Origin of the sequence: Caballeronia ptereochthonis (genome assembly GCF_001545075.1) — a bacterium.
Lineage (GTDB): Bacteria > Pseudomonadota > Gammaproteobacteria > Burkholderiales > Burkholderiaceae > Caballeronia > Caballeronia ptereochthonis.
In genome coordinates, this window is the sequence record NZ_FCOB02000045.1 from 40167 (window position 1) to 58961 (window position 18795).

The 18795-nt window shown below is 65.1% G+C and carries 20 protein-coding genes; 16 read left to right on the forward strand and 4 right to left on the reverse strand.

Annotation, left to right across the window (positions count from 1 at the left end; all coding sequences use genetic code 11):
- Positions 1–10 precede the first annotated feature (10 nt).
- From AWB83_RS32165 to AWB83_RS32175, 3 genes are all read left to right on the forward strand, one after another.
- Positions 11–1123: an ABC transporter ATP-binding protein gene (locus tag AWB83_RS32165; protein WP_087049663.1), complete on the forward strand. Its 1113-nt coding sequence runs from the start codon at positions 11–13 to the stop codon at positions 1121–1123.
- A 127-nt stretch (positions 1124–1250) separates the two neighbouring features.
- Positions 1251–2450: an NAD(P)H-dependent flavin oxidoreductase gene (locus tag AWB83_RS32170; RefSeq protein WP_087049664.1), complete on the forward strand. Its 1200-nt coding sequence runs from the start codon at positions 1251–1253 to the stop codon at positions 2448–2450.
- Between the two features lie 207 nt (positions 2451–2657).
- Positions 2658–3095 carry a hypothetical protein gene (locus AWB83_RS32175; RefSeq protein ID WP_087049665.1) on the forward strand — a complete coding sequence of 146 codons (438 nt, stop codon included), beginning with the start codon at positions 2658–2660 and terminating at the stop codon, positions 3093–3095.
- A 4-nt stretch (positions 3096–3099) separates the two neighbouring features.
- On the opposite strand, the gene AWB83_RS32180 is transcribed toward AWB83_RS32175, so the two are convergent.
- Positions 3100–3402, reverse strand: coding sequence for a hypothetical protein (locus AWB83_RS32180; protein ID WP_087049666.1), 303 nt, complete (start codon positions 3400–3402; stop codon positions 3100–3102).
- A gap of 150 nt (positions 3403–3552) precedes the next feature.
- Positions 3553–3831 (reverse strand): hypothetical protein, encoded by a 279-nt coding sequence (locus tag AWB83_RS32185; protein ID WP_087049667.1) that lies wholly within the window; start codon positions 3829–3831, stop codon positions 3553–3555.
- A gap of 470 nt (positions 3832–4301) precedes the next feature.
- Here AWB83_RS32185 and AWB83_RS32190 point away from each other — a divergent pair, with 470 nt between their 5' ends.
- Entirely contained in the window at positions 4302–5360 is a 1059-nt protein-coding gene (locus tag AWB83_RS32190) for an NAD(P)-dependent alcohol dehydrogenase (RefSeq protein ID WP_087049668.1), read from the forward strand.
- A 31-nt stretch (positions 5361–5391) separates the two neighbouring features.
- Here AWB83_RS32190 and AWB83_RS32195 read toward each other — a convergent pair whose 3' ends face one another.
- Positions 5392–6330 (reverse strand): LysR family transcriptional regulator, encoded by a 939-nt coding sequence (locus tag AWB83_RS32195; protein WP_087049669.1) that lies wholly within the window; start codon positions 6328–6330, stop codon positions 5392–5394.
- A 100-nt stretch (positions 6331–6430) separates the two neighbouring features.
- On the opposite strand from AWB83_RS32195, the gene AWB83_RS32200 reads away from it, so the two are divergent.
- From AWB83_RS32200 to AWB83_RS32215, 4 genes are all read left to right on the forward strand, one after another.
- The gene (locus tag AWB83_RS32200) at positions 6431–7735 is read left to right on the forward strand and encodes a CitMHS family transporter (RefSeq protein WP_087049670.1); all 1305 of its coding nucleotides are present in this window, start codon (positions 6431–6433) and stop codon (positions 7733–7735) included.
- Between the two features lie 19 nt (positions 7736–7754).
- Entirely contained in the window at positions 7755–9128 is a 1374-nt protein-coding gene (locus AWB83_RS32205) for an acyclic terpene utilization AtuA family protein (RefSeq protein WP_087049689.1), read from the forward strand.
- Complete coding sequence (locus AWB83_RS32210; RefSeq protein ID WP_087049671.1) at positions 9115–9426, forward strand: AtuA-related protein; 312 nt, start codon at positions 9115–9117, stop codon at positions 9424–9426. Before AWB83_RS32205 ends, AWB83_RS32210 begins: the two co-directional genes overlap by 14 nt.
- 147 nt (positions 9427–9573) lie before the next feature.
- Positions 9574–10401, forward strand: coding sequence for a helix-turn-helix transcriptional regulator (locus AWB83_RS32215; RefSeq protein WP_087049672.1), 828 nt, complete (start codon positions 9574–9576; stop codon positions 10399–10401).
- A gap of 2 nt (positions 10402–10403) precedes the next feature.
- On the opposite strand, the gene AWB83_RS32220 is transcribed toward AWB83_RS32215, so the two are convergent.
- On the reverse strand, positions 10404–10838 hold the full coding sequence (locus tag AWB83_RS32220) for a DUF2000 domain-containing protein (RefSeq protein WP_244197959.1): 435 nt from the start codon (positions 10836–10838) through the stop codon (positions 10404–10406).
- Between the two features lie 189 nt (positions 10839–11027).
- Between AWB83_RS32220 and AWB83_RS32225 the strand changes: the two genes are divergently transcribed.
- The 8 genes from AWB83_RS32225 to AWB83_RS32260 all read left to right on the forward strand — a co-directional run bounded on the left by AWB83_RS32225 (position 11028) and on the right by AWB83_RS32260 (position 18595).
- A complete protein-coding gene (locus AWB83_RS32225) occupies positions 11028–12113 on the forward strand; it encodes an alpha/beta fold hydrolase (RefSeq protein WP_087049674.1) in 1086 nt (361 codons plus the stop codon).
- A 218-nt stretch (positions 12114–12331) separates the two neighbouring features.
- Complete coding sequence (locus AWB83_RS32230) at positions 12332–13312, forward strand: hypothetical protein (RefSeq protein WP_087049675.1); 981 nt, start codon at positions 12332–12334, stop codon at positions 13310–13312.
- Between the two features lie 362 nt (positions 13313–13674).
- Positions 13675–14433 carry a flagellar brake protein gene (locus AWB83_RS32235; protein ID WP_087049676.1) on the forward strand — a complete coding sequence of 253 codons (759 nt, stop codon included), beginning with the start codon at positions 13675–13677 and terminating at the stop codon, positions 14431–14433.
- A gap of 39 nt (positions 14434–14472) precedes the next feature.
- Positions 14473–14841 carry a hypothetical protein gene (locus AWB83_RS32240; protein WP_244197960.1) on the forward strand — a complete coding sequence of 123 codons (369 nt, stop codon included), beginning with the start codon at positions 14473–14475 and terminating at the stop codon, positions 14839–14841.
- Positions 14842–14856: 15 nt separating this feature from the next.
- Positions 14857–15309, forward strand: coding sequence for a hypothetical protein (locus AWB83_RS32245; protein ID WP_143750139.1), 453 nt, complete (start codon positions 14857–14859; stop codon positions 15307–15309).
- A 24-nt stretch (positions 15310–15333) separates the two neighbouring features.
- Positions 15334–15999, forward strand: a complete 666-nt coding sequence (locus AWB83_RS32250; RefSeq protein ID WP_087049679.1) for a MarC family protein — start codon at positions 15334–15336, stop codon at positions 15997–15999.
- Positions 16000–16094: 95 nt separating this feature from the next.
- Entirely contained in the window at positions 16095–17834 is a 1740-nt protein-coding gene (gene araD, locus AWB83_RS32255; protein WP_244197961.1) for an L-arabinonate dehydratase, read from the forward strand.
- A 26-nt stretch (positions 17835–17860) separates the two neighbouring features.
- Positions 17861–18595, forward strand: coding sequence for a ribonuclease activity regulator RraA (locus AWB83_RS32260; RefSeq protein WP_087049681.1), 735 nt, complete (start codon positions 17861–17863; stop codon positions 18593–18595).
- Positions 18596–18795 lie beyond the last annotated feature (200 nt).

The following is an 18795-nucleotide window of genomic DNA, read 5'->3' on the forward strand; positions in this document are numbered from 1 at the left end:
GGAGACAAAGGTGCTGAACGTTCAGGGTCTTAACACCGAATATGTCGACGGCAACAACGCGCGCGTGCGCGCCGCCCGCGACGTTTCGTTCGACGTGCCCGAGGGCAAGCTCTTCACGCTGCTCGGCCCGAGCGGCTGCGGCAAGACGACGACGCTGCGCTCCATCGCCGGTCTCGAGCGTCCGGTCGGCGGCTCGATCTCGGTGAACGGCGTGACCGTGTTCTCCGCCCGCGACGAGACCTTCGTGCCGCCGAATCGCCGCAAGTTCGGCATGGTGTTCCAGTCGTACGCGATCTGGCCGCACATGACGGTGTTTCGCAACGCGAGCTTTCCGCTCGAGGTCGGCGGGAAGAAGTACTCGAAGCGCGAGATCGAGGAAAAGGTGATGCGCGTGCTGACGGCGGTCGGCCTCGATCACGTCGCGGATCGCGACGCGACGCGCATGTCGGGCGGCCAGCAGCAACGCCTCGCGCTGGCGCGCGCGCTCGTGATGGAGCCGAAGCTTCTGCTGCTCGACGAACCGCTCTCGAACCTCGACGCGAAGCTGCGCGACAAGATGCGCTTCGAGCTGAAACGCATGCAGCGCGAACTGCGCATCACGACGATCTACGTGACGCACGATCAGGAGGAGGCGCTCGCGCTGTCGCACGAGATCGCGGTGATGAAGGACGGACAGATCGTGCAGAAGGCCGCGCCGCGCGCGATCTACGATCTGCCGAACTGCAAGTTCGTCGCGGACTTCGTGGGCACGACCAATTTCATCGACGGCCGCGTGCGCGACTGCGAGGACGACGCGGGCCACGTGCTGATCGAGTCGGCGATCGGCCCGATCGCGGTGGCGAATGCGACGTCGTGCCGTCCCGGCGACGAAGTGGTGATCTCCGTGCGTCCCGAGAACGTGATGGTGCACGAGACGCTCGACGGCGTGAGCGCGCGGAACGTGTTCACGGGCACGGTCGCGGCGAAGGTGTTTCTCGGCGAAACGCTCGATTTCCAGATCAGGGTGGGCGAACAGATCGTGCTCGCGCGCGTGCATCCGTCGCACAAGACGCCGGTCGGGGAGACCATTCATTTTTCGATCGATCCGGCGAGCGGCATCGCGCTGGCTTCGCAGAAGGGCTGAAACGCGCGGCGCGTTCATGTGACGTTCGTCAAGGGACGCGCGCGCCGCCTCCTTGTCGTGGATGATGTCCCGAGGCTACGATCGACAAGATCGCCGCCTTGGGCCGAACGTGTCGGCCCGCATCGCCATGAACTCGTATCAGGATTCCGTTTCGACTTCTCACGCTCATTCCTTCGCCCCGCTCAGGATACGCGGCCGCAGCCTGCTGCCGATCGTGCAGGGCGGCATGGGCGTCGGCATCTCCGCGCATCGGCTCGCGGGAAGCGTGGCGCGCGAAGGCGCGGTCGGCACCATCGCGAGCATCGACTTGCGTCATCATCATGACGACCTGCTCGCGATGTGCCGCGAAGATCATTCGCGCGCGACGCTCGAACGCGCCAACCTCATTGCGCTCGCCCGCGAGATCGAAGCCGCGCGCGCGTTGGCGCAGGGCCGCGGCATGATCGCCGTCAACGTGATGAAGGCCGTGAGCGCGCACGCCGACTATGTGCGCGTCGCGTGCGAGCAGGGCGCCGATGCGATCGTCATGGGCGCGGGCTTGCCACTCGACTTGCCCGATCTCACGCAGGGCTGCGATATCGCGCTGATTCCGATTCTTTCCGACAGCCGCGGCGTGACGCTCGTGCTCCGGAAATGGATGAAGAAAGGCCGTCTGCCCGATGCGATCGTGATCGAGCATCCCGCGCATGCGGGCGGGCATCTCGGCGTGACGGACCTCGCCGACATGCGCGACGAACGCTTCGGCTTCGAGCGCGTGCTGCGGGAGCTCGATGCGTTGTTCGCATCGCTCGGTCTCGAGCGTTCGGATGTGCCGGTGATCGTCGCGGGCGGCATCGATAGTCACGACGCCGTGCGCAAGTGGCTCGCGGCCGGCGCGGATGGCGTGCAGATCGGCACGCCGTTCGCCGTCACCGAAGAGGGCGACGCGCATCCCGAGTTCAAGCGCGTGCTGGCCGAAGCGCAGCCGGATGACATCGTCGAATTCGTCAGCGTGACGGGTTTGCCCGCGCGCGCCGTAAAGACGCCGTGGCTCATGCGCTATCTGCGCAACGAGGAACGCATCCGCACGAAGATCGGCGCGCGCAGGCAGCCGTGTCCATCGGGGCTCGAATGTCTGAGCGTCTGCGGCCTGCGCGACGGCATCGAGAAATTCGGCCACTTCTGCATCGATACGCGTCTCGCGGCGGCGTTGCGTGGCGATGTCGGCAATGGCCTGTTTTTTCGCGGCCGCGAAAAGCTGCCGTTCGGCGCGGCGATTCGCAGTGTCCGCGACTTGATCGAACTGCTGCTGACGGGCATGACGAAGGCCGCGCAGGCGGCGTGCTGAGAAACCGAAACGCCGTGTTTCGCGGCGCGCGTGATCGATCGTCGAGTTCCTATTGTTACCTGCCTCAGCGAGGTTGCTTCGTGCGGCGAGAGTGGGGACGTAACGCGGTATTGCATCTTCGCGTCGTCGCTTTAGCCCTGTTCCGAAGAGTGTGCATCGATGGTCGGCCTAGAATGCGGGCAACTTCAGAACCGCACATCGATCACCATGCCGACCACCACCAGGCTCGAATTCGAAACACCCGAAGGGCGCATGTCCCTGCCGATCAACGACGTGCAATTCATGGCCTACGACGCGGGCGAACTCGCGATGCAGTCGACGCGCGATTTCGTCGAGCGCATGCGCGCGATGGGCCTTGGCGAACTCGCGGAGAACCATGCGCGACTGCTCGCGCAGAACAAGGTGTCGATCATGGAGCTTCGAGAGGTGCGCGAGGATGCGGAGGCACTGCTCGAGCGCAAGGAAGAAGGCGAGCTGATCGCGAACTCGATCACGCCTCGGCTGGAACGATTGCGCGAGGTCATCGCACGAACGCACGTCGACATGCGCGCGAACGTCGCCCGGTTGGCGGCGCTCTCCGTCGCATGCGATCGGGCCTTGCGCCAGATTCCCGGTTATCGGCCGCCCGCGCGCCGTCAGCGCTGACCGCTCAACCACCCGAATATTTTCGCAGCAGCGCGTTCACGTCGATGCGCTGCCCTTGCAGCAGCAAGAGACGTGCGTGCAGCACCAGATTCTCGAGCACGAGCAATGCGGTCGTGAGCATATAGGTGAGGTTGACGTCACCGGGATTCAGCCCGCTCGCCTGAAGCTTCCGATGTTTGTCGACGAGCGCGGTCATGACGAGGCTGCGCAGTTCGGGCTCTCCGAAAGGCAGATCGCCATAGTCGACGGGGTCTTCCCGTTCCAGTTCCACGAGCATGCCCGTCAATTCGCTGATGGTCATTTCCATGGCTTCTCCGGCTAAAGGATTGCGTGGACGGTGAACCGAGTCTTCATGTTGCCATGCCTGCGAGCAAAATAAAACGGTTCGACGCGTCGTTGCAGGCCGGGGCCTACGCTGCCATCGGCAATTGCATGCGCGCGCACGGAAGCGTCTCGTTCATTGCGCGCACGACACTTCACGGTGATAAGCCGTCATGCCGAAGCGCTGCAGGATGAAGTTCTCCACGACGAGATGGAGATCCGCTTCGCGCGGCCGCGTGCCCCAGCGGCTGTTGCCCGCCACCGACGCCACCGTGAACCACGAATGCGGCGGAAACAACTCGACGCGCAACACGCCGCGCTCGAAGATCCTGAGACGCCCCGTATCGATATGAAACTCGGCGCTGACCGCGCCGTCCGGCATGTCGATGCTTGCCGTGATTGCCTTAGCCTTCATCGTCTCGCTCTCTCAATGTGCCGACGCCGGGACGTTGCGTGCCGTACGGCCGCCCGCCGATCGAATGATTCGTCAGGGAGCGCCGGGCGCGCAGGGCGCCCGGCGCCGCGCGAAAAGATTCGTCGTCTCCGCGCGCATGACAACCTTAAGGCGCTCGCCGCGAGTCGAATAGTCCCGATTAAGTAGGGAGCCGACAGCAGCGCGCACGATTGTCAAATTCTCCGACGACGCCAAATCGACGCGGTCGTTTCGGCAGAGATCTTCTGACAGGCATACAGTATTGGCGCTGCGCATCGCCGCCGAAATATCGGCGCGATCGGCAAGTCATCGGCAGCATGTGCGGTGCATGACGGCGACAGTTCGCTGCCGCACACAGCCGGCCATCGCGCACGTCTCATGGGTCGCGCTTTTCCATCGCGAGGAAGCGCCGGTCCGTTTCACAGGATTCAAATTCAAGAGGGAAGCAAATCATGCTGAAAGCGTATTCCTATGCAGCCTCCGCAGCCGACCGGCCGCTCGGCCCGCTCGAAATCCAGCGCCGCGACGTTGGTCCGAACGATGTGCGCATCGACGTTCTGTTCTGCGGCGTGTGTCACTCCGATCTGCACATGGCGAGGAACGAATGGGGCGGCACGAACTATCCGGTCGTGCCGGGTCACGAGATCGTCGGACGCGTCGTCGAGGTCGGTTCGGAGGTGACGAAGTTCAAGGCGGGTGATCTCGCGGGCGTCGGCTGCATGGTCGATTCCTGCCGTGTATGCGATGCCTGCAAGGAAGGGCTCGAACAGTTCTGCGACGGTCCCGACAGCTTCATCCAGACCTACAACTCGCCGGACCGGAAATCGGGTGGCTTCACCCAGGGCGGCTATTCGACCGCCATCGTCGTCGACGAGGCGTTTGCGCTGCGCGTTCCCGATAACCTCGAGCTGGCGGGCGTCGCACCGCTGCTGTGCGCGGGTATCACGACGTACTCGCCGCTGCGTCACTGGAACGTGCAGAAGGGGCACAAGGTCGGTGTCGTCGGTCTCGGCGGCCTCGGGCACATGGGCGTGAAGCTCGCCGCCGCGATGGGCGCGCATGTCGTGCTCTTCACGACTTCGCCGGGCAAGATCGAAGACGCGAAGCGCCTGGGCGCGCACGAAGTCGTGATCTCGAAGGACCCGGACCAGATGGCCGCGCATGCCAACAGCTTCGACTTCATTCTGAACACGGTGGCCGCGTCGCATGATCTGGATCAGTTCATGACGCTGCTCAAGCGTGACGGAACGATGACGCTCGTGGGCGTGCCGGAGCATCCGCATCCGTCGCCTTCGGTGATGAACATGATCTTCAAGCGGCGCTCGCTCGCGGGATCGCTCATCGGCGGCATCGCGGAGACGCAGGAGATGCTCGATTTCTGCGGCGAGCATGGCATCACGTCCGACATCGAGATGATTCGCATGGACGAGATCAACAAGGCTTACGAGCGCATGTTGAAGAGCGACGTGAAGTATCGCTTCGTGATCGACATGTCGACGATGGAGCGTTGACCGGCATTGACCACCTCGGGCGGGTGCGATCTCAGGGCCGAATGACGGTCATCCTGAACGCCCCGCCATCCTGTGGCCCGGTCGCGTCCATCGCCTCACGCATCCTCTCCACGAACCGCCCGGTTACCGCCGGCAACGTCCTGCCTCTCTTCTTCACGACCGCAATCGGCCGCACGAACGCGGGATGATCGATCGGCTTGACGACGAGGCCCGGTTCCGCGCGCACCTCGCGCGCCGTCTCCGGCAGGATCGTCACGCCGAGACCGCCGCGCACCATCGCAACGGCGGTCATCATGTAAGTCGGTTCGCACGCGATATCGAGCGCCTCGCGCGTTTCGCCGAGCGCCGCATCGACGACCGCGCGCACGCTCGTCCCCGGGGCGGTGAGCACGAGCGGCGCGCGCGCGAGATCCTTCAGCCCGATATGGCGCTTCTTCGCCAGCGCATGCTCGCGCGGACACACCACGACGAGCCGGTCGACGCCCGCATGCAAGACTTCGAGCAGCGGATCGGCCACTTCGCCGCCCGTCAGGCCGATATCCGCTTCCTCGCTGCGCACGAGCGCATTCACGGTGCTCGCCACCACGTCGCGAATCTGGAATGCGACGCGCGGCACCTCGCGCTTCATCCCGATGATCAACTCGGGCAACACGCTCGCCGCGAACGTCGGCAGGCACGCGATGCGGATCGTGCCGCTTTCTCCCTGACCGAGCGCGCGCGCGTCGCGCAGCACGTTCTCCATGTCGTGCAGCGACTTGCGCAGCAGCGGCAGCAGTTCCCGCCCGGTTGGCGTCAGCGCGACATTGCGGCTATTGCGGTCGAACAGCCGCGCGCCGACCGCTTCCTCCAGCCTGCGTATCTGCACGGTGAGCGCCGGTTGCGACAGATGCAGCCGCTGCGCCGCGCGCGTGAAGCTGCCCGCCTCGGCCACGGCGACGAGCGCACGGAGATCGCGAAGATTCAGATCCATTACAGTTGATGATGGCTGCGATCAAATCATTTCAATTGTGTTATCGGCGTTCCGAACTTACGCTGAACGACATCAAAAAACAAGATTCGGAGACAATTTCATGCTGCCGTTATTGGGGCTTGCCACCATCCTCGTCCTGCTCGGGGCGATTCTTTCGAAGCGCATGTCGCCGCTCGTCGCGCTCATCGTCGTGCCGATCGCGGCGTCGCTGATCGGCGGCTTCGGCTTGCAGACGAGCAAGTTCGTCATCGACGGCCTGAAGAGCCTCGCGCCGGTCGTCGGCATGTTCGTGTTCGCGATCCTCTACTTCGGCACGATCACGGACGCCGGCACGCTCGATCCGATCATCGACCGCATCCTGCGCGCGGTCGGCACGAAACCGACGCGCATCGTGATGGGCACGACGCTGCTCGCGCTGCTCATCCATCTCGACGGCTCGGGCGCCGTGTGCTTTCTCGTCACGATTCCCGCGATGCTGCCGCTCTACGAACGCCTGAACATGGACAAGCGCGTGCTCGCGGCGGCCGTGTCGATGGCGGCGGGCATCAACTTCCTCCCGTGGACGGGGCCGATGATCCGCGCATCGGCATCGCTGCATCTGCCGATTTCGTCGCTCTTCAATCCGCTGATTCCGATACAGGCAATCGGCCTGGTGTTCGTCTTCGGCATGGCGTGGTGGCTCGGCCGCCGCGAGGAACGGCGTCTCGGCTATTCGAGCGCGAACGGCGCCGTCCCCGTTCCGAAGCGCGAACTCACGCCCGAGGAACAGGCGCTGCGCCGTCCGGGGAACTTCTGGTTCAACATCGTCCTGACGATCGTCGTGCTCGGCACGATGGTCGCGATGGGCGAGAAGATTCCGCCCGCGATCATGTTCATGGTGGGGCTGTGCATCGCGCTGATGGTGAACTACCCGAACGTCGACATGCAGCGAAAGCGCATCGACGCGCACGCCCGCGCCGCGCTGATGATGGCGGGCATCCTGCTCGCGGCGGGCGTGTTCACCGGGATCATGCAGGGCAGCGGCATGCTGAAGGCGATGGCGCAAGCGGCCGTCGGTTTCGTGCCGCCCGCGATGGCCGGGCACATTCCGGTCGCGCTCGGACTCGCGTCCATGCCGCTCTCGATGCTCTTCGATCCCGATTCGTTCTATTTCGGCGTGCTGCCGGTGATCGCCGAAGTGGCGTCGCAGTTCGGCGTGCTGCCGGTGCACGTCGGCCAGGCAGCGCTGCTCGGCCAGATGACGACCGGGTTTCCCGTGAGCCCGCTCACGCCCGCGACGTTTCTCGTCGTCGGCCTGTGCGGCATCGATCTCGCGGATCATCAGAAGTTCACGTTCCCGCTGCTATTCGGCGCGTCGATCGTCATGACGATCGCGTGCGTGGTGCTGGGCGTGTTTCCGTTGTAACTCACACTGGATGAGCATCATGACCCAGACTGAATCATCGAAGCGCGTGCGGATCGGCGCAGGCGCGGGCTATTCGGGCGACCGTATCGAGCCTGCCGTCGAACTTGCCGAACACGGCGCGCTCGACTATCTCGTGTTCGAATGCCTGGCCGAGCGCACCATCGCGATCGCGCAGCAAGCGCGCCGCAACGATCCCGAACTCGGCTACGATCCGCTCCTCGAAGCGCGCATGCGCGCCGTGCTGCCGGTCGCGGCGAAGAACGGCGTGCGCATCATCTCGAACATGGGCGCGGCCAATCCGCGCGCGGCGGCGAGGAAGACCGCGCAGATCGCGCGTGAGTTCGGACTGCATGGACTGAAGATCGCGGCCGTCAGCGGCGACGATGTGCTCGACGTCGTCCTTCGATCGCGTCTGCGTTTCGAGGAAACCGGCGACGACGTGAGCGCTTATGCGGGCCGCATCGTATCGGCGAATGCGTATGTGGGCGCGGCGCCGATCGTCGGCGCGCTCGCGGCGGGCGCGGATATCGTGCTGACGGGGCGCGTCGCGGACCCCTCGCTCTTCACGGCGCCGCTCATCCATGAATTCGGCTGGCGCATGGACGACTGGAACACGCTCGGGCAGGCGACCGTCGTCGGTCATCTGCTCGAATGCGCGGGGCAGGTGACGGGCGGCTATTTCGCCGATCCCGGCTACAAGGACGTGCCCGATCTCGCGCGCCTCGGCTTTCCGATCGGAGAAGTGAGCGCGGACGGCAGCGTGATCGTGACGAAAGTGGCGCATGCGGGCGGCCGCGTGACCGAAGCCGCCTGCAAGGAGCAACTGCTATACGAGATCCACGATCCGGGCCGTTACTTTCAGCCGGATGTCGTCGCGGACTTCACGCAGGTTCGCGTTGCGGAGGAGGCGAAAGACCGCGTGCGCGTGACAGGCGGACGCGGCAGCGAGCGCACCGGCACGCTGAAAGTCTCGGTCGCCTATCTCGACGGCTGCATCGGCGAAGGGCAGATTTCCTATGGCGGACCGGGCGCGGTGGCTCGCGCGCGGCTCGCGCTCGATATCGTGCGTGAACGTCTCGCGATCACGGGCGTCGACACGAGCGAGTTGCGCTTCGATCTCATCGGCGTGAACTCGCTTTATGGCGACGCGTTGGCCGCGCGCCACGAGGAACCGTGCGAAGTGCGCGTGCGCGTGGCGGGCCGTGCATCGAGCGCGAAGGAGGCGGCGCGCATCGGCAACGAGGTCGAAACGCTCTACACCAACGGACCGGCGGGCGGCGGCGGCGTGACGAAGGCGACGCGCGAAGTCATCGCCGTGCAGTCCGTGCTGCTGCCGCGCAGGCACGTGAATCCCGTCTTCGAATTCGTGGAGGCAAGCGATGAAACTGCGTGAACTGGCCCATGGCCGCACCGGCGACAAGGGCAACACGCTCAACGTCTCGGTGATCTGCTTCGACGCGAAGCATTTCGCTCATCTGCGTGAACAACTGACGCCCGAACGCGTGAAGGCGCATCTCGCCGATGTCGTGAAGGGCGATGTCGTGCGCCACGAACTGCCGCTGCTGAACGCGTTCAACTTCGTGCTCGGCCATGCGCTCGGCGGCGGCGTCACGCGTTCGCTCGCGCTCGACGCGCATGGCAAGTCGGTGAGTTCGGCGCTGCTCGATATCGACATCGGCGAGCCCGCATAAATCGAAATTGCCCGAACGTTCGGGCCGCGAAGAAAACTGCGCGAGCAATGTTGCCGTATATTCCGGGATGGGCTGAGTATCGGTTAGTGTTCGTTCTGCCGAAGCGCGAAGCGCGGACATCGCCCGAATGCCGCCATCAAGCGAGCCATGAAACCGCAACCCAAAGCCGACACGCAAATCTGGCGCGCGCCCGAACTCGGCGCGGAACTGCTGCGCGGCCGTTTCGCCAATTTCTCCTACGACGTGCATGCGCACGACACCGCCTGCTTCGCGCTGCTGACGGGCGGCGCGATCCGCATCCGCATGCGCGGCACGGAGTTCGTCGCGCGGCGCGGCGACCTTTACGCCATCGACGCCGACGAGCCGCATGCCGGCTGGCCCGTCGACGGCGAAGGCTGGGCGCAGCGCACGCTCTATGTCGATGTCGCGCATCTGCGCGCGCTGACCGGCGACGAGCGCGCGTCGGCGTTGCCGGGCGGAGTCGTCGGGCCGATCATCCGCGATCCGGCGCTGTGCACGGCGCTCTACGACGTGCATCGCTCGTCGGAACTTCATGGGCCGTCGCTGCATCGCGACGAGCGCTATCTGGCGTTCGCCGCGCGGCTCGTCGCGCGGCATGTCAAGGAGGGCGCGGGAACCGTCGTCACGCCGCGCGAGCCGCGTGCCGTCGCGGCCGCGCGCCGCTTTCTCGACGATCGCCTGGGCGAGCAGGTCCATCTGGACGAGATTGCGGCAGCGGCCGGCCTGCCGCCGTATCGCCTGTTTCGCGCATTCAGCCGCGAAACGGGGATGACGCCGCACGAGTATCAGCGCCAGGCCCGCGTGCGCCGCGCGATGCAGATGATCCGCCGGGGCGGCGCGCTTTCCGACATCGCCGCTGCGACGGGCTTCGCCGATCAGGCGCATCTCACGCGCACGTTCCGCCGCATGCTCGGCGTCACGCCGGGCGCATACAAGACGGCGACGCGCGCGTAGCACTACCTCAGTAAGCCGAGATTCGCGACGGCCTTGCTGACCGGCTTCCTGTCGCCGATCAGCGCGAGTCCGACGTAACGCAAGTCGTCGGTGGCGACGGTGGCCACCGCGTCGCGGAACGCGCCGTAGTCGGTCGTCTGCTGTCCCTGCACCGGGAAGGTGACGACATCGCATGACGCGGCGATCGCTCTGCCGCGTATCGCCGACATTTCCTGCTGGTTCGCGGCGAGCACGGCGATGCCGACGGGGATGAGACCGGGATGCGCGCAGCCCGACGCATCCACGAGCGGTTCGCCGACGAGGGCCGGATGACGCTGGCCAACCGTGAGCGCCAGCACCGCGGCCGCGTTCGCCGCCTTTCCCGCCGGCAGATCGCCGTCGACCACGATGACGCAGCGCTGCGGGCGCGGCGGCTGCTCCACATTGTTTTCCGTCACGGGCATTCCTCTTTCATCGATAAAAGTCCGATGATGGAATGGCATGCGCGGCAGTGTCTTGAATCCTGTTGCACGCGGCGCCTGGCTTACATTCTTGACTTTCCATTGGATTACGCGCGAGCATGAGCAATCGCGCGGATCGCCGCGCGGCCATCGTTTGTACGTAGTCCCTACTTACACCTTCCCTCGATGGTGACGCGCCCTTCCATGCCACGCCAGCACATTCGCCTCTGCACGGCGAGCGACGGCGTGCGCATCGCATACGCGACCTGCGGCGCCGGGCCGCCGATCATCAAGGCCGCGAACTGGCTCAGCCATCTGGAACTGGATTTCACGAGTCCGGTCTGGAGCCATCTGATGATCGAGCTGTGCAGGCGGCACACGCTGATTCGCTACGATCAGCGCGGCTGCGGCCTCTCCGATCCCGACGTCGCCGAAATTTCGTTCGATGCCTGGCTGCGCGATCTGGAGGCCGTCGTCGATGCGAGCGGCCTCGATCGCTTTCCGCTGCTCGGGATTTCGCAGGGCGCGTCGATCGCCATCGCGTATGCGGTCGCGCATCCCGAACGCGTGAGCCATCTCGTGCTGCACGGCGGCTACGCGCGCGGCCGTCTCAAGCGTACCAGCGATCCCGCGCAGCACGAGGAAGCCGAAATGCTCGTGAAGCTCGCGGAGCTCGGCTGGGGCAAGCACAATCCGGCCTTCCGCCAGTTTTTCACGACGCAGTTCATCCCGGGCGGCACGCCGGAACAGCATCACTGGTTCAACGAGCTCGAACGGCTCACGACCACGCCGCGCAACGCCGCGCGCATCATGCGCGTGTTCAATGAAATCGACGTAGTGGATCTGCTGCCGCGCGTGCAATGTCCGACGCTCGTGCTGCACGCAAGCGGCGACGCACGCGTGCCCTTCGATGAAAGCCGCCTGCTCGCCGGACAGATTCCCGGCGCGCGCTTCGTGCCCCTGGAAAGCGAGAACCATCTCGTGCTGGAAAGCGATGCCGCCTGGCAGCGCTGGCGCGAGGAAGTGCGTGCGTTCCTGCCGTCGTCGCCGGCGACCGATCCCGCGTTCTCCACGCTGACGCCGCGCGAGCGCGATATCGTCGAACTGCTCGCCGGCGGGCGCGACAACGCGCAGATCGCCGCGCGTCTCGCATTGAGCGAGAAGACCGTGCGCAATCACATCACCAGCATTTTCGCGAAGCTCGAGGTCGAGAGCCGCGCGCAGGCCATCGTGCTAGCGCGCCGCGCGGGCTTCGACGCGCCCGCCGCCTGAAACGCCGCAGGACAACGGTCCCCCATCCTTGCCGCCAAAAGACCACCTTTCCGGTCGCGACCGGGACATGCGCCTCATGTGCGCAGTTGCGCGTCTGCCGAGAATGGCTCGCAGAACGGTGACGCGACGCCTCCATCACGCCGACCTGTTCGACGCATCGGGCCGCCGCCCGGGCGTCCATCCGCCGTCATCGGCGCAGCATCATCCGGAGTCCGCATATGAAAGCCATTCAATCCGAGTCGGGAAAAATCAGCACGCAGCAGCGCTACGCGAAGTGCATCGAAGTGTCCCGCCGTATCCGCTGGGACATCGATCGCGACGTATTGCGCGGCCGCCACTTCGATCCCGCCCACAAGTTCATGCCCGACGGGCTCACCGAGGTGCAGCGTCTGCCGTTTCTGGACGCGGGCGAACGCCGCGTGATGTCGCAGATTCAGGGCCGCACCTACGCGAACATGTTCGGCATGATCGAGCGCTTCATCGGCGCGAAGATGCTGGAAGTCGGCCGCCATCACGCGCTCGACGATCAGACCGCGCTCGAGGCGATCGTCCGTTTCACCGATGAGGAACTGAAGCATCAGGAACTGTTCCGCCGCGTCGAGGCGCTCGCGGCCGAAGCGCTGCCGCCCGGATATCGCTTCATTCCGCAGGCCGACGAGGTCGCCGCGTTCGTGCTCGGCAAATCGACGTGGTCGATTCTCGCGCTGACGTGCTGCATCGAGATCGTCACGCAGGTGCATTTCCGGCAGAGCATGGAAAGCGACAGCAGCCTGTCGCCGCTCTTCAAGGACATCTTCCTGTTCCACTGGAAGGAGGAGTCGCAGCACGCGATCATCGACGAGCTGGAATGGATGCGCGAGGACGCACGCATCGACGACGCGGCGCGCGATGCTGCCATCGGCGATTTGATCGAGCTCGTCGGTGTGATCGACGGCATGCTGCAGGCGCAGGCAGCCGCCGATGCGCATTATTTCGCCACGCAGCTCGACCGCGCGCTGTCGGACGAAGAAGAGGCGCGCGTGCATGCGGGGCTGCTCGACGCGTATCGCTGGCAGTACATCGTCTCGGGCGTCGACGAGCCGCGCTTCGGCGAAATTCTGTCGGGCGTGATCGGTGAGGCGCACGGCGAGCGGCTCGGCGCGGCGCTCGCACCGCTGAGACGCCGCACGCTCGTCAGCGAGGTCGACGTGCTCGCATGACGCGTTCGTCCTGGAGCACGCGAGGCCGGGCGAGGCTTGCAGTTGCGCCCGGCCTTCGCGATTTTTCGAAAGTGGAGTGTAAGAAACGAGCTTTGCTGCTCTGCAAAACGCTGAATTACCGCGAAAATCTAGTCGTTACCGGCGTACTGAAGCCGGTTTTTTTCATGCAACATATGTGTCATCAGGTATTGCACCGAAGAAGCATTTGAGAGCAGGCATCGACCGAAAGAATCGGCCAATCGCCAGTCGGCACGTGGGTTCACGTCAATGGCAAGGGGCGGATTTCCGCTGGTTTTCGAACCGCACAGGCGATGCCGCTCGCGCAGTTTGCCGTCCTAAACCGATAACTAGATTGGACCACCATGCTCGCCGAACCGTTGCCGCACACATCCGACATCGAAAAATTCGCCGACGACCACGAGCGCTTCGCGCGTCGCGCGCCTGCTGAAATCTCAATGTGCCTGCGCAATCTCGCGCGACGCCGCGACATGCTGACGGTGACGAGCGCGCAAGGGCAGATCATCACGCAGTTGCTGGAAGTCGACGCGCGCGAGGCGCGCATCGTATTCGACTGGGGCGGCGTGGAGTCGGACAACCGCGCGCTGCTGAAGGCGCGGCAGCTGTACTTCAAGGCGGCGCCGGACGGCGTGCGCGTGGAGTTCACGACGGATGCCGCGCGCGCCGTGACGTACGAGGGACGGCAGGCGTTCGAAGTGTCCTTTCCGGAGAAGCTCTACCAGTTCCAGCGGCGCGAGTACTTCCGCGTGCCGGCGCCGATTCTCGATCCGTTCTACGCCAAAGGCGCCTATGCCGACGGCGAGGCGTTCCGCTACGAAGTGCACGACCTGTCGCTCGGCGGCATCGCGCTGCGCACGGATACGCCGCGTCTCGCGGAAACGGAGATCGGCACCGTGTTCAACGATGTCGTCCTGCAGCTCGGTCCGGGCGCGGCCTTTTCCGTCGATCTCCAGCTCGTATCGCCGCGAAGCGTGACCACGCCGCGCGGCGATGTGCGCTATGTGGTCGGCTTTCGCTTCACGCGGCTCTCGGGCGTGGCGGAGAACGTGTTGCAGCGGCTCATCACGCGCATGGAGGCGAAGCGTCGCAGCCTGTCGGCATAGTCCGGCCGCGGGCGAGGCGCGCATGGAGTAGTAGAATGCGTGCCTCTTCCCTTTGCATCGCGACGCATGTTCCGCAAGGCCTGGCGTGGAGAAGAACGCTTCTGGAAAGTCTGGTGGCTGTTGGGCGTGCCGATCCACCTTGCATGGTGGGTCGTCTATCTCGACCTCTGGACGAGTGGCGTCGCTCCTGAGACATTTCTGCTGATCACCGTCTGGTTCTGGCCCGGCATGCTGGGCCTGTTCGCCGCGTGTTCCGCGCTCTATCTCCTGTGGTGCATGCTTGCGTGGCGTTGCTCGGGCAACGTCGATAATCGCATGTGGACTTATGTCGCGCGCGTGCTGATCGGCGTGGGGCTCGGCTCGTTTCTGACCGAATGCGCGCTGATTCTCACGGCGCCGTTCGCCTGACTGGGAGACACATCGATGCGTTTGACAGGAATCTTGACCGGACTCGCCGTCGCGGCGGCGCTGGCCATTCCGGGCGCAGCCTTCGCTCAATCGGATCAGGAAGTCGATGCCCGCATGGATGCGCTCGTCGGCGCGCACGAGCCCTATCGCGCGTTCTTCGATCGCCTTCAGCATGCGGTCGCGGCGGGCGACAGGAACGCCGTCGCGGACATGGTTTCCTATCCCATCACCGTGCGGGCCGCGGGCAGGAAAACGACGCTGCGCTCGAAGCGCGATTTCGTCGCGCGCTATCAATCCATCTTCACGCCGAAACTCGTCGATACCGTCGCGCGGCAGAAGTACGCCACGCTCTTCGTGCGCGACCAGGGCGCGATGATCGGCGACGGCGGGATCTGGTTCAGCGGCGTCTGTCGCGACGAGGCGTGCAAGCGATCCGACGTCAGGATCACCGCGTTCAATCTCGGCTGATCCGACGAACGGACAACGACGCGCATGTTCAACGAATTCGCCAAGACGGTTCTCGTGATCGTCGCCGGGCTGTTCCCGATCATCAATCCGCCGGCGGTGGCGCTCGTCGTGCTGAGCGTGCTGCCGCGCATCAGCGACGCCGAGCGCAACGAGCTCGCGCGCCGCATCTGCATCAACAGCTTCGCGATTCTGCTGGCGTCGCTGTCCATCGGCGCGTACGTACTGTCGTTCTTCGGCATTTCGATTCCGGTGCTGCGCGTGGCGGGCGGCTTCGTCGTCGCGATGGCGGGCTGGGGGCTGCTCCAGGCGCCCGACGATGACGACGCCACCGAATCCGCGCCCAGGCCGCAAAGCGGCGCGTCGCTGCGGGCGAAGGCGTTCTATCCGCTGACGCTGCCGATCACCGTCGGACCGGGCGCGATCGCGGTGGCCATCGCGCTCGGCACGGGCTCGCCGCGCCACGGCCTGCAACCGGTGCATCTCGCCGGCGTGGGCATCGGGCTCGTGATCCTGTGCGCGAGCATCTACCTGTGCGTGCGTTTCGCCGGGCATCTCGAACGGCTGCTCGGCACCGTTGGCACGCAGGTCGCGATGCGTCTTTTCGCGTTCGTGATCTTCTGCATCGGCGTGCAGATTCTGTGGCTCGGGCTTGCGGAACTGATCGCGTCGGTGCATTTCTCCGTCAAATAGCCGATTCGTGGGATAAACCCCAAGCGACGCTCGCCGGTGACGGCGCTACCATTTTTTTGATATGAATGGTAACGCTACCATCAAGGAGACGCTGCTTGACTTCTAACCGCAGGAAGCCGGAAGAACTGCGCAGTCACCGCTGGTACGGCGTGAACGATCTGCGCTCGTTCGGCCATCGCTCGCGCACGGCGCAGATGGGCTATCACTCGTCCGATTACATGGGCAAGCCGGTCATCGCCGTGATCAACACGTGGAGCGAGATCAACTCGTGCCATACGCACTTCAAGCAGCGCGTCGAGGAAGTGAAGCGCGGCATCTGGCAGGCGGGCGGCTTTCCCGTCGAGATGCCGGTGATGACGCTCGCCGAGCCGTTCCAGAAGCCGACGACCATGCTGTACCGCAACTTCCTCGCGATGGAAGTCGAGGAAGTGCTGCGCTCGTATCCGTTCGACGGCTGCGTGCTGATGGGCGGCTGCGACAAGACCACGCCGGGCCTCCTGATGGGCGCGATCAGCATGAATCTGCCCGCGATCTACCTTCCCGCCGGCCCGATGCTGCGCGGCGACTGGAATGGCCGCACGCTCGGCAGCGGCTCGGATACGTGGAAGTATTGGGCGGAGTTGCGCGCGGGCAAGATCACGGAGGACGAGTGGAAGGGCGTGGAAAGCGGCATCGCGCGCTCGCCGGGTCATTGCATGACGATGGGCACCGCATCGACGATGACGAGCGCCGCCGAAGCGCTCGGCATGACGTTGCCGGGCTTCGCGTCGATTCCGGCGGTGGATTCGCGGCATGCGCAACATGCGTCGCTGACGGGGCAGCGCATCGTCGAGATGGTGTGGACGGACCTCAAGCCGTCCGACATTCTCACGCCGAAGGCCTTCGACAACGCGGTGACGACGGTGCTCGCGATGTCCGGCTCGACCAATGCGATCGTGCACCTGGTGGCGGTCGCGCGGCGCGCGGGCGTGCCGCTCACGACGGCGCGTTTCGACGAGTTCGCGCGCGTGACGCCGGTGATCGGCAACATTCGCCCGGCCGGCAAGTATCTGATGGAAGACTTCTTCTACGCGGGCGGCCTGCGCGCGCTGCTCGCCGAGCTCGGCGATCTGATCGATGGCTCGCAACTCACCGTCAACGGCAAAACACTCGGCGAAAACATCGCGGGCGCCGAGATTTTCAATGACGACGTGATTCGCCGGAAGAGCAATCCGCTCGTGCCGAACGACGGTCTCGCGGTGCTCACCGGCAACCTCGCGCCGGACGGCGCGGTGATCAAGCCGGCGGCGATGGAAGCGCGCCTGCTGAGGCATCGCGGGCCGGCGGTCGTGTTCAAGGATTACGCCGACATGGCCGCGCGCATCGACGACGAAGCGCTCGACGTCACGGCCGATTCGGTGATCGTGCTCCAGCACGCGGGGCCGGTCGGCGCGCCCGGCATGCCGGAGTGGGGCCAGTTGCCGATTCCGCAGAAGCTCCTGAAGCAGGGCGTGCGCGACATGGTGCGCATTTCGGATGCGCGCATGAGCGGCACGAGTTACGGCGCGTGTGTGCTGCATGTGGCGCCGGAATCATTCGTCGGCGGGCCGCTGGCGCTGGTGAGGAACGGCGACGTCGTCGAGCTGGACGTGCCGGCGCGGCGTTTGCACCTCGACGTGAGCGACGAAGAACTCGCCGCGCGCCGTGGGGCGTGGAAACCGCCGAAGCGTCCGTTCGAGCGCGGCTTCGGCGTGATGCATCAGCTGCATGTGACGCAGGCGGACAAGGGCTGCGACTTCGATTTTCTCGAAGAGCCTGTCGCCGACCCGGGGGGCGCCGTCGAACGGCGAGCCTGAAATCCACTAAACACGACGTACAGATCATGACGACACAAGACATCGCCATTTCCGACGAGACGCTCGAACTGCTGCGCCACGTCAGCACCGCGACGCTCACGACACAGCTTTTCAAGCGCGGCTTGCGCAATGTGTTCCTGCAAGGCGTCGCGCCGCTCGTGAAGCCGGCGAAGGGCGCACCGAACATGGTTGGGCCGGCGTTCACGCTGCGCAATATTCCGGCGCGCGAGGACCTCGATCACGTCGGCGTGTTTCAGGATCCTGATCATCCGCAGCGCAAGGCAGTCGAAACCGCGCCGCCGGGCAGCGTGCTCGTGCAGGATTGCCGCGGCGAGCGCAGCGTGGCGTCGACGGGTTCGATCCTGACGACGCGCCTGAAGATTCGCGGTGTCGCGGGCATGGTGTCGGACGGTTGCGTGCGCGACAGCGGGACCATCGGGGATATCGGGCTGCCGCTCTTTTGCGCGGGAGCGAGCGCGCCGCTCAATCTCGCGAAACATCACGCTGTGGATATGAACGTGCCGATTGCTTGCGGCGGCGTGGCGGTGTATCCGGGCGATATCGTCGTCGGTGATGTGGATGGGGTTGTGATCGTGCCGCGTCACATGGCGGAGGAGGTCGCGAGGGACGCGACCGAGCAGGAGATCATGGAGGAGTTTCTTTCTGCTCGTGTGGAAGGTGGGGCGGTGTTGCGGGGTACCTATCCGCCGAATGAGGAGACGCTTGCGGATTATGAGGTGTGGCGGAGGCAGCGTGGTTGATTCGTCGGGGGGCGTCTGCTTCGGCTTTCGCCGGATCCCCTTTTTGTGTCGGTCTATTAGCACTGCCCCTGTGCGGGGCGGCAGTCACTTTCTTTGCTGCTGCAAAGAAAGTGACTTTACCAGGCCAAGTAAGCGGTCCGACCAATCTCCAAAGGCCGTCGAGTATTTGAAGCCCGCCAGTGAGCGGGCTTTTTTTGCCT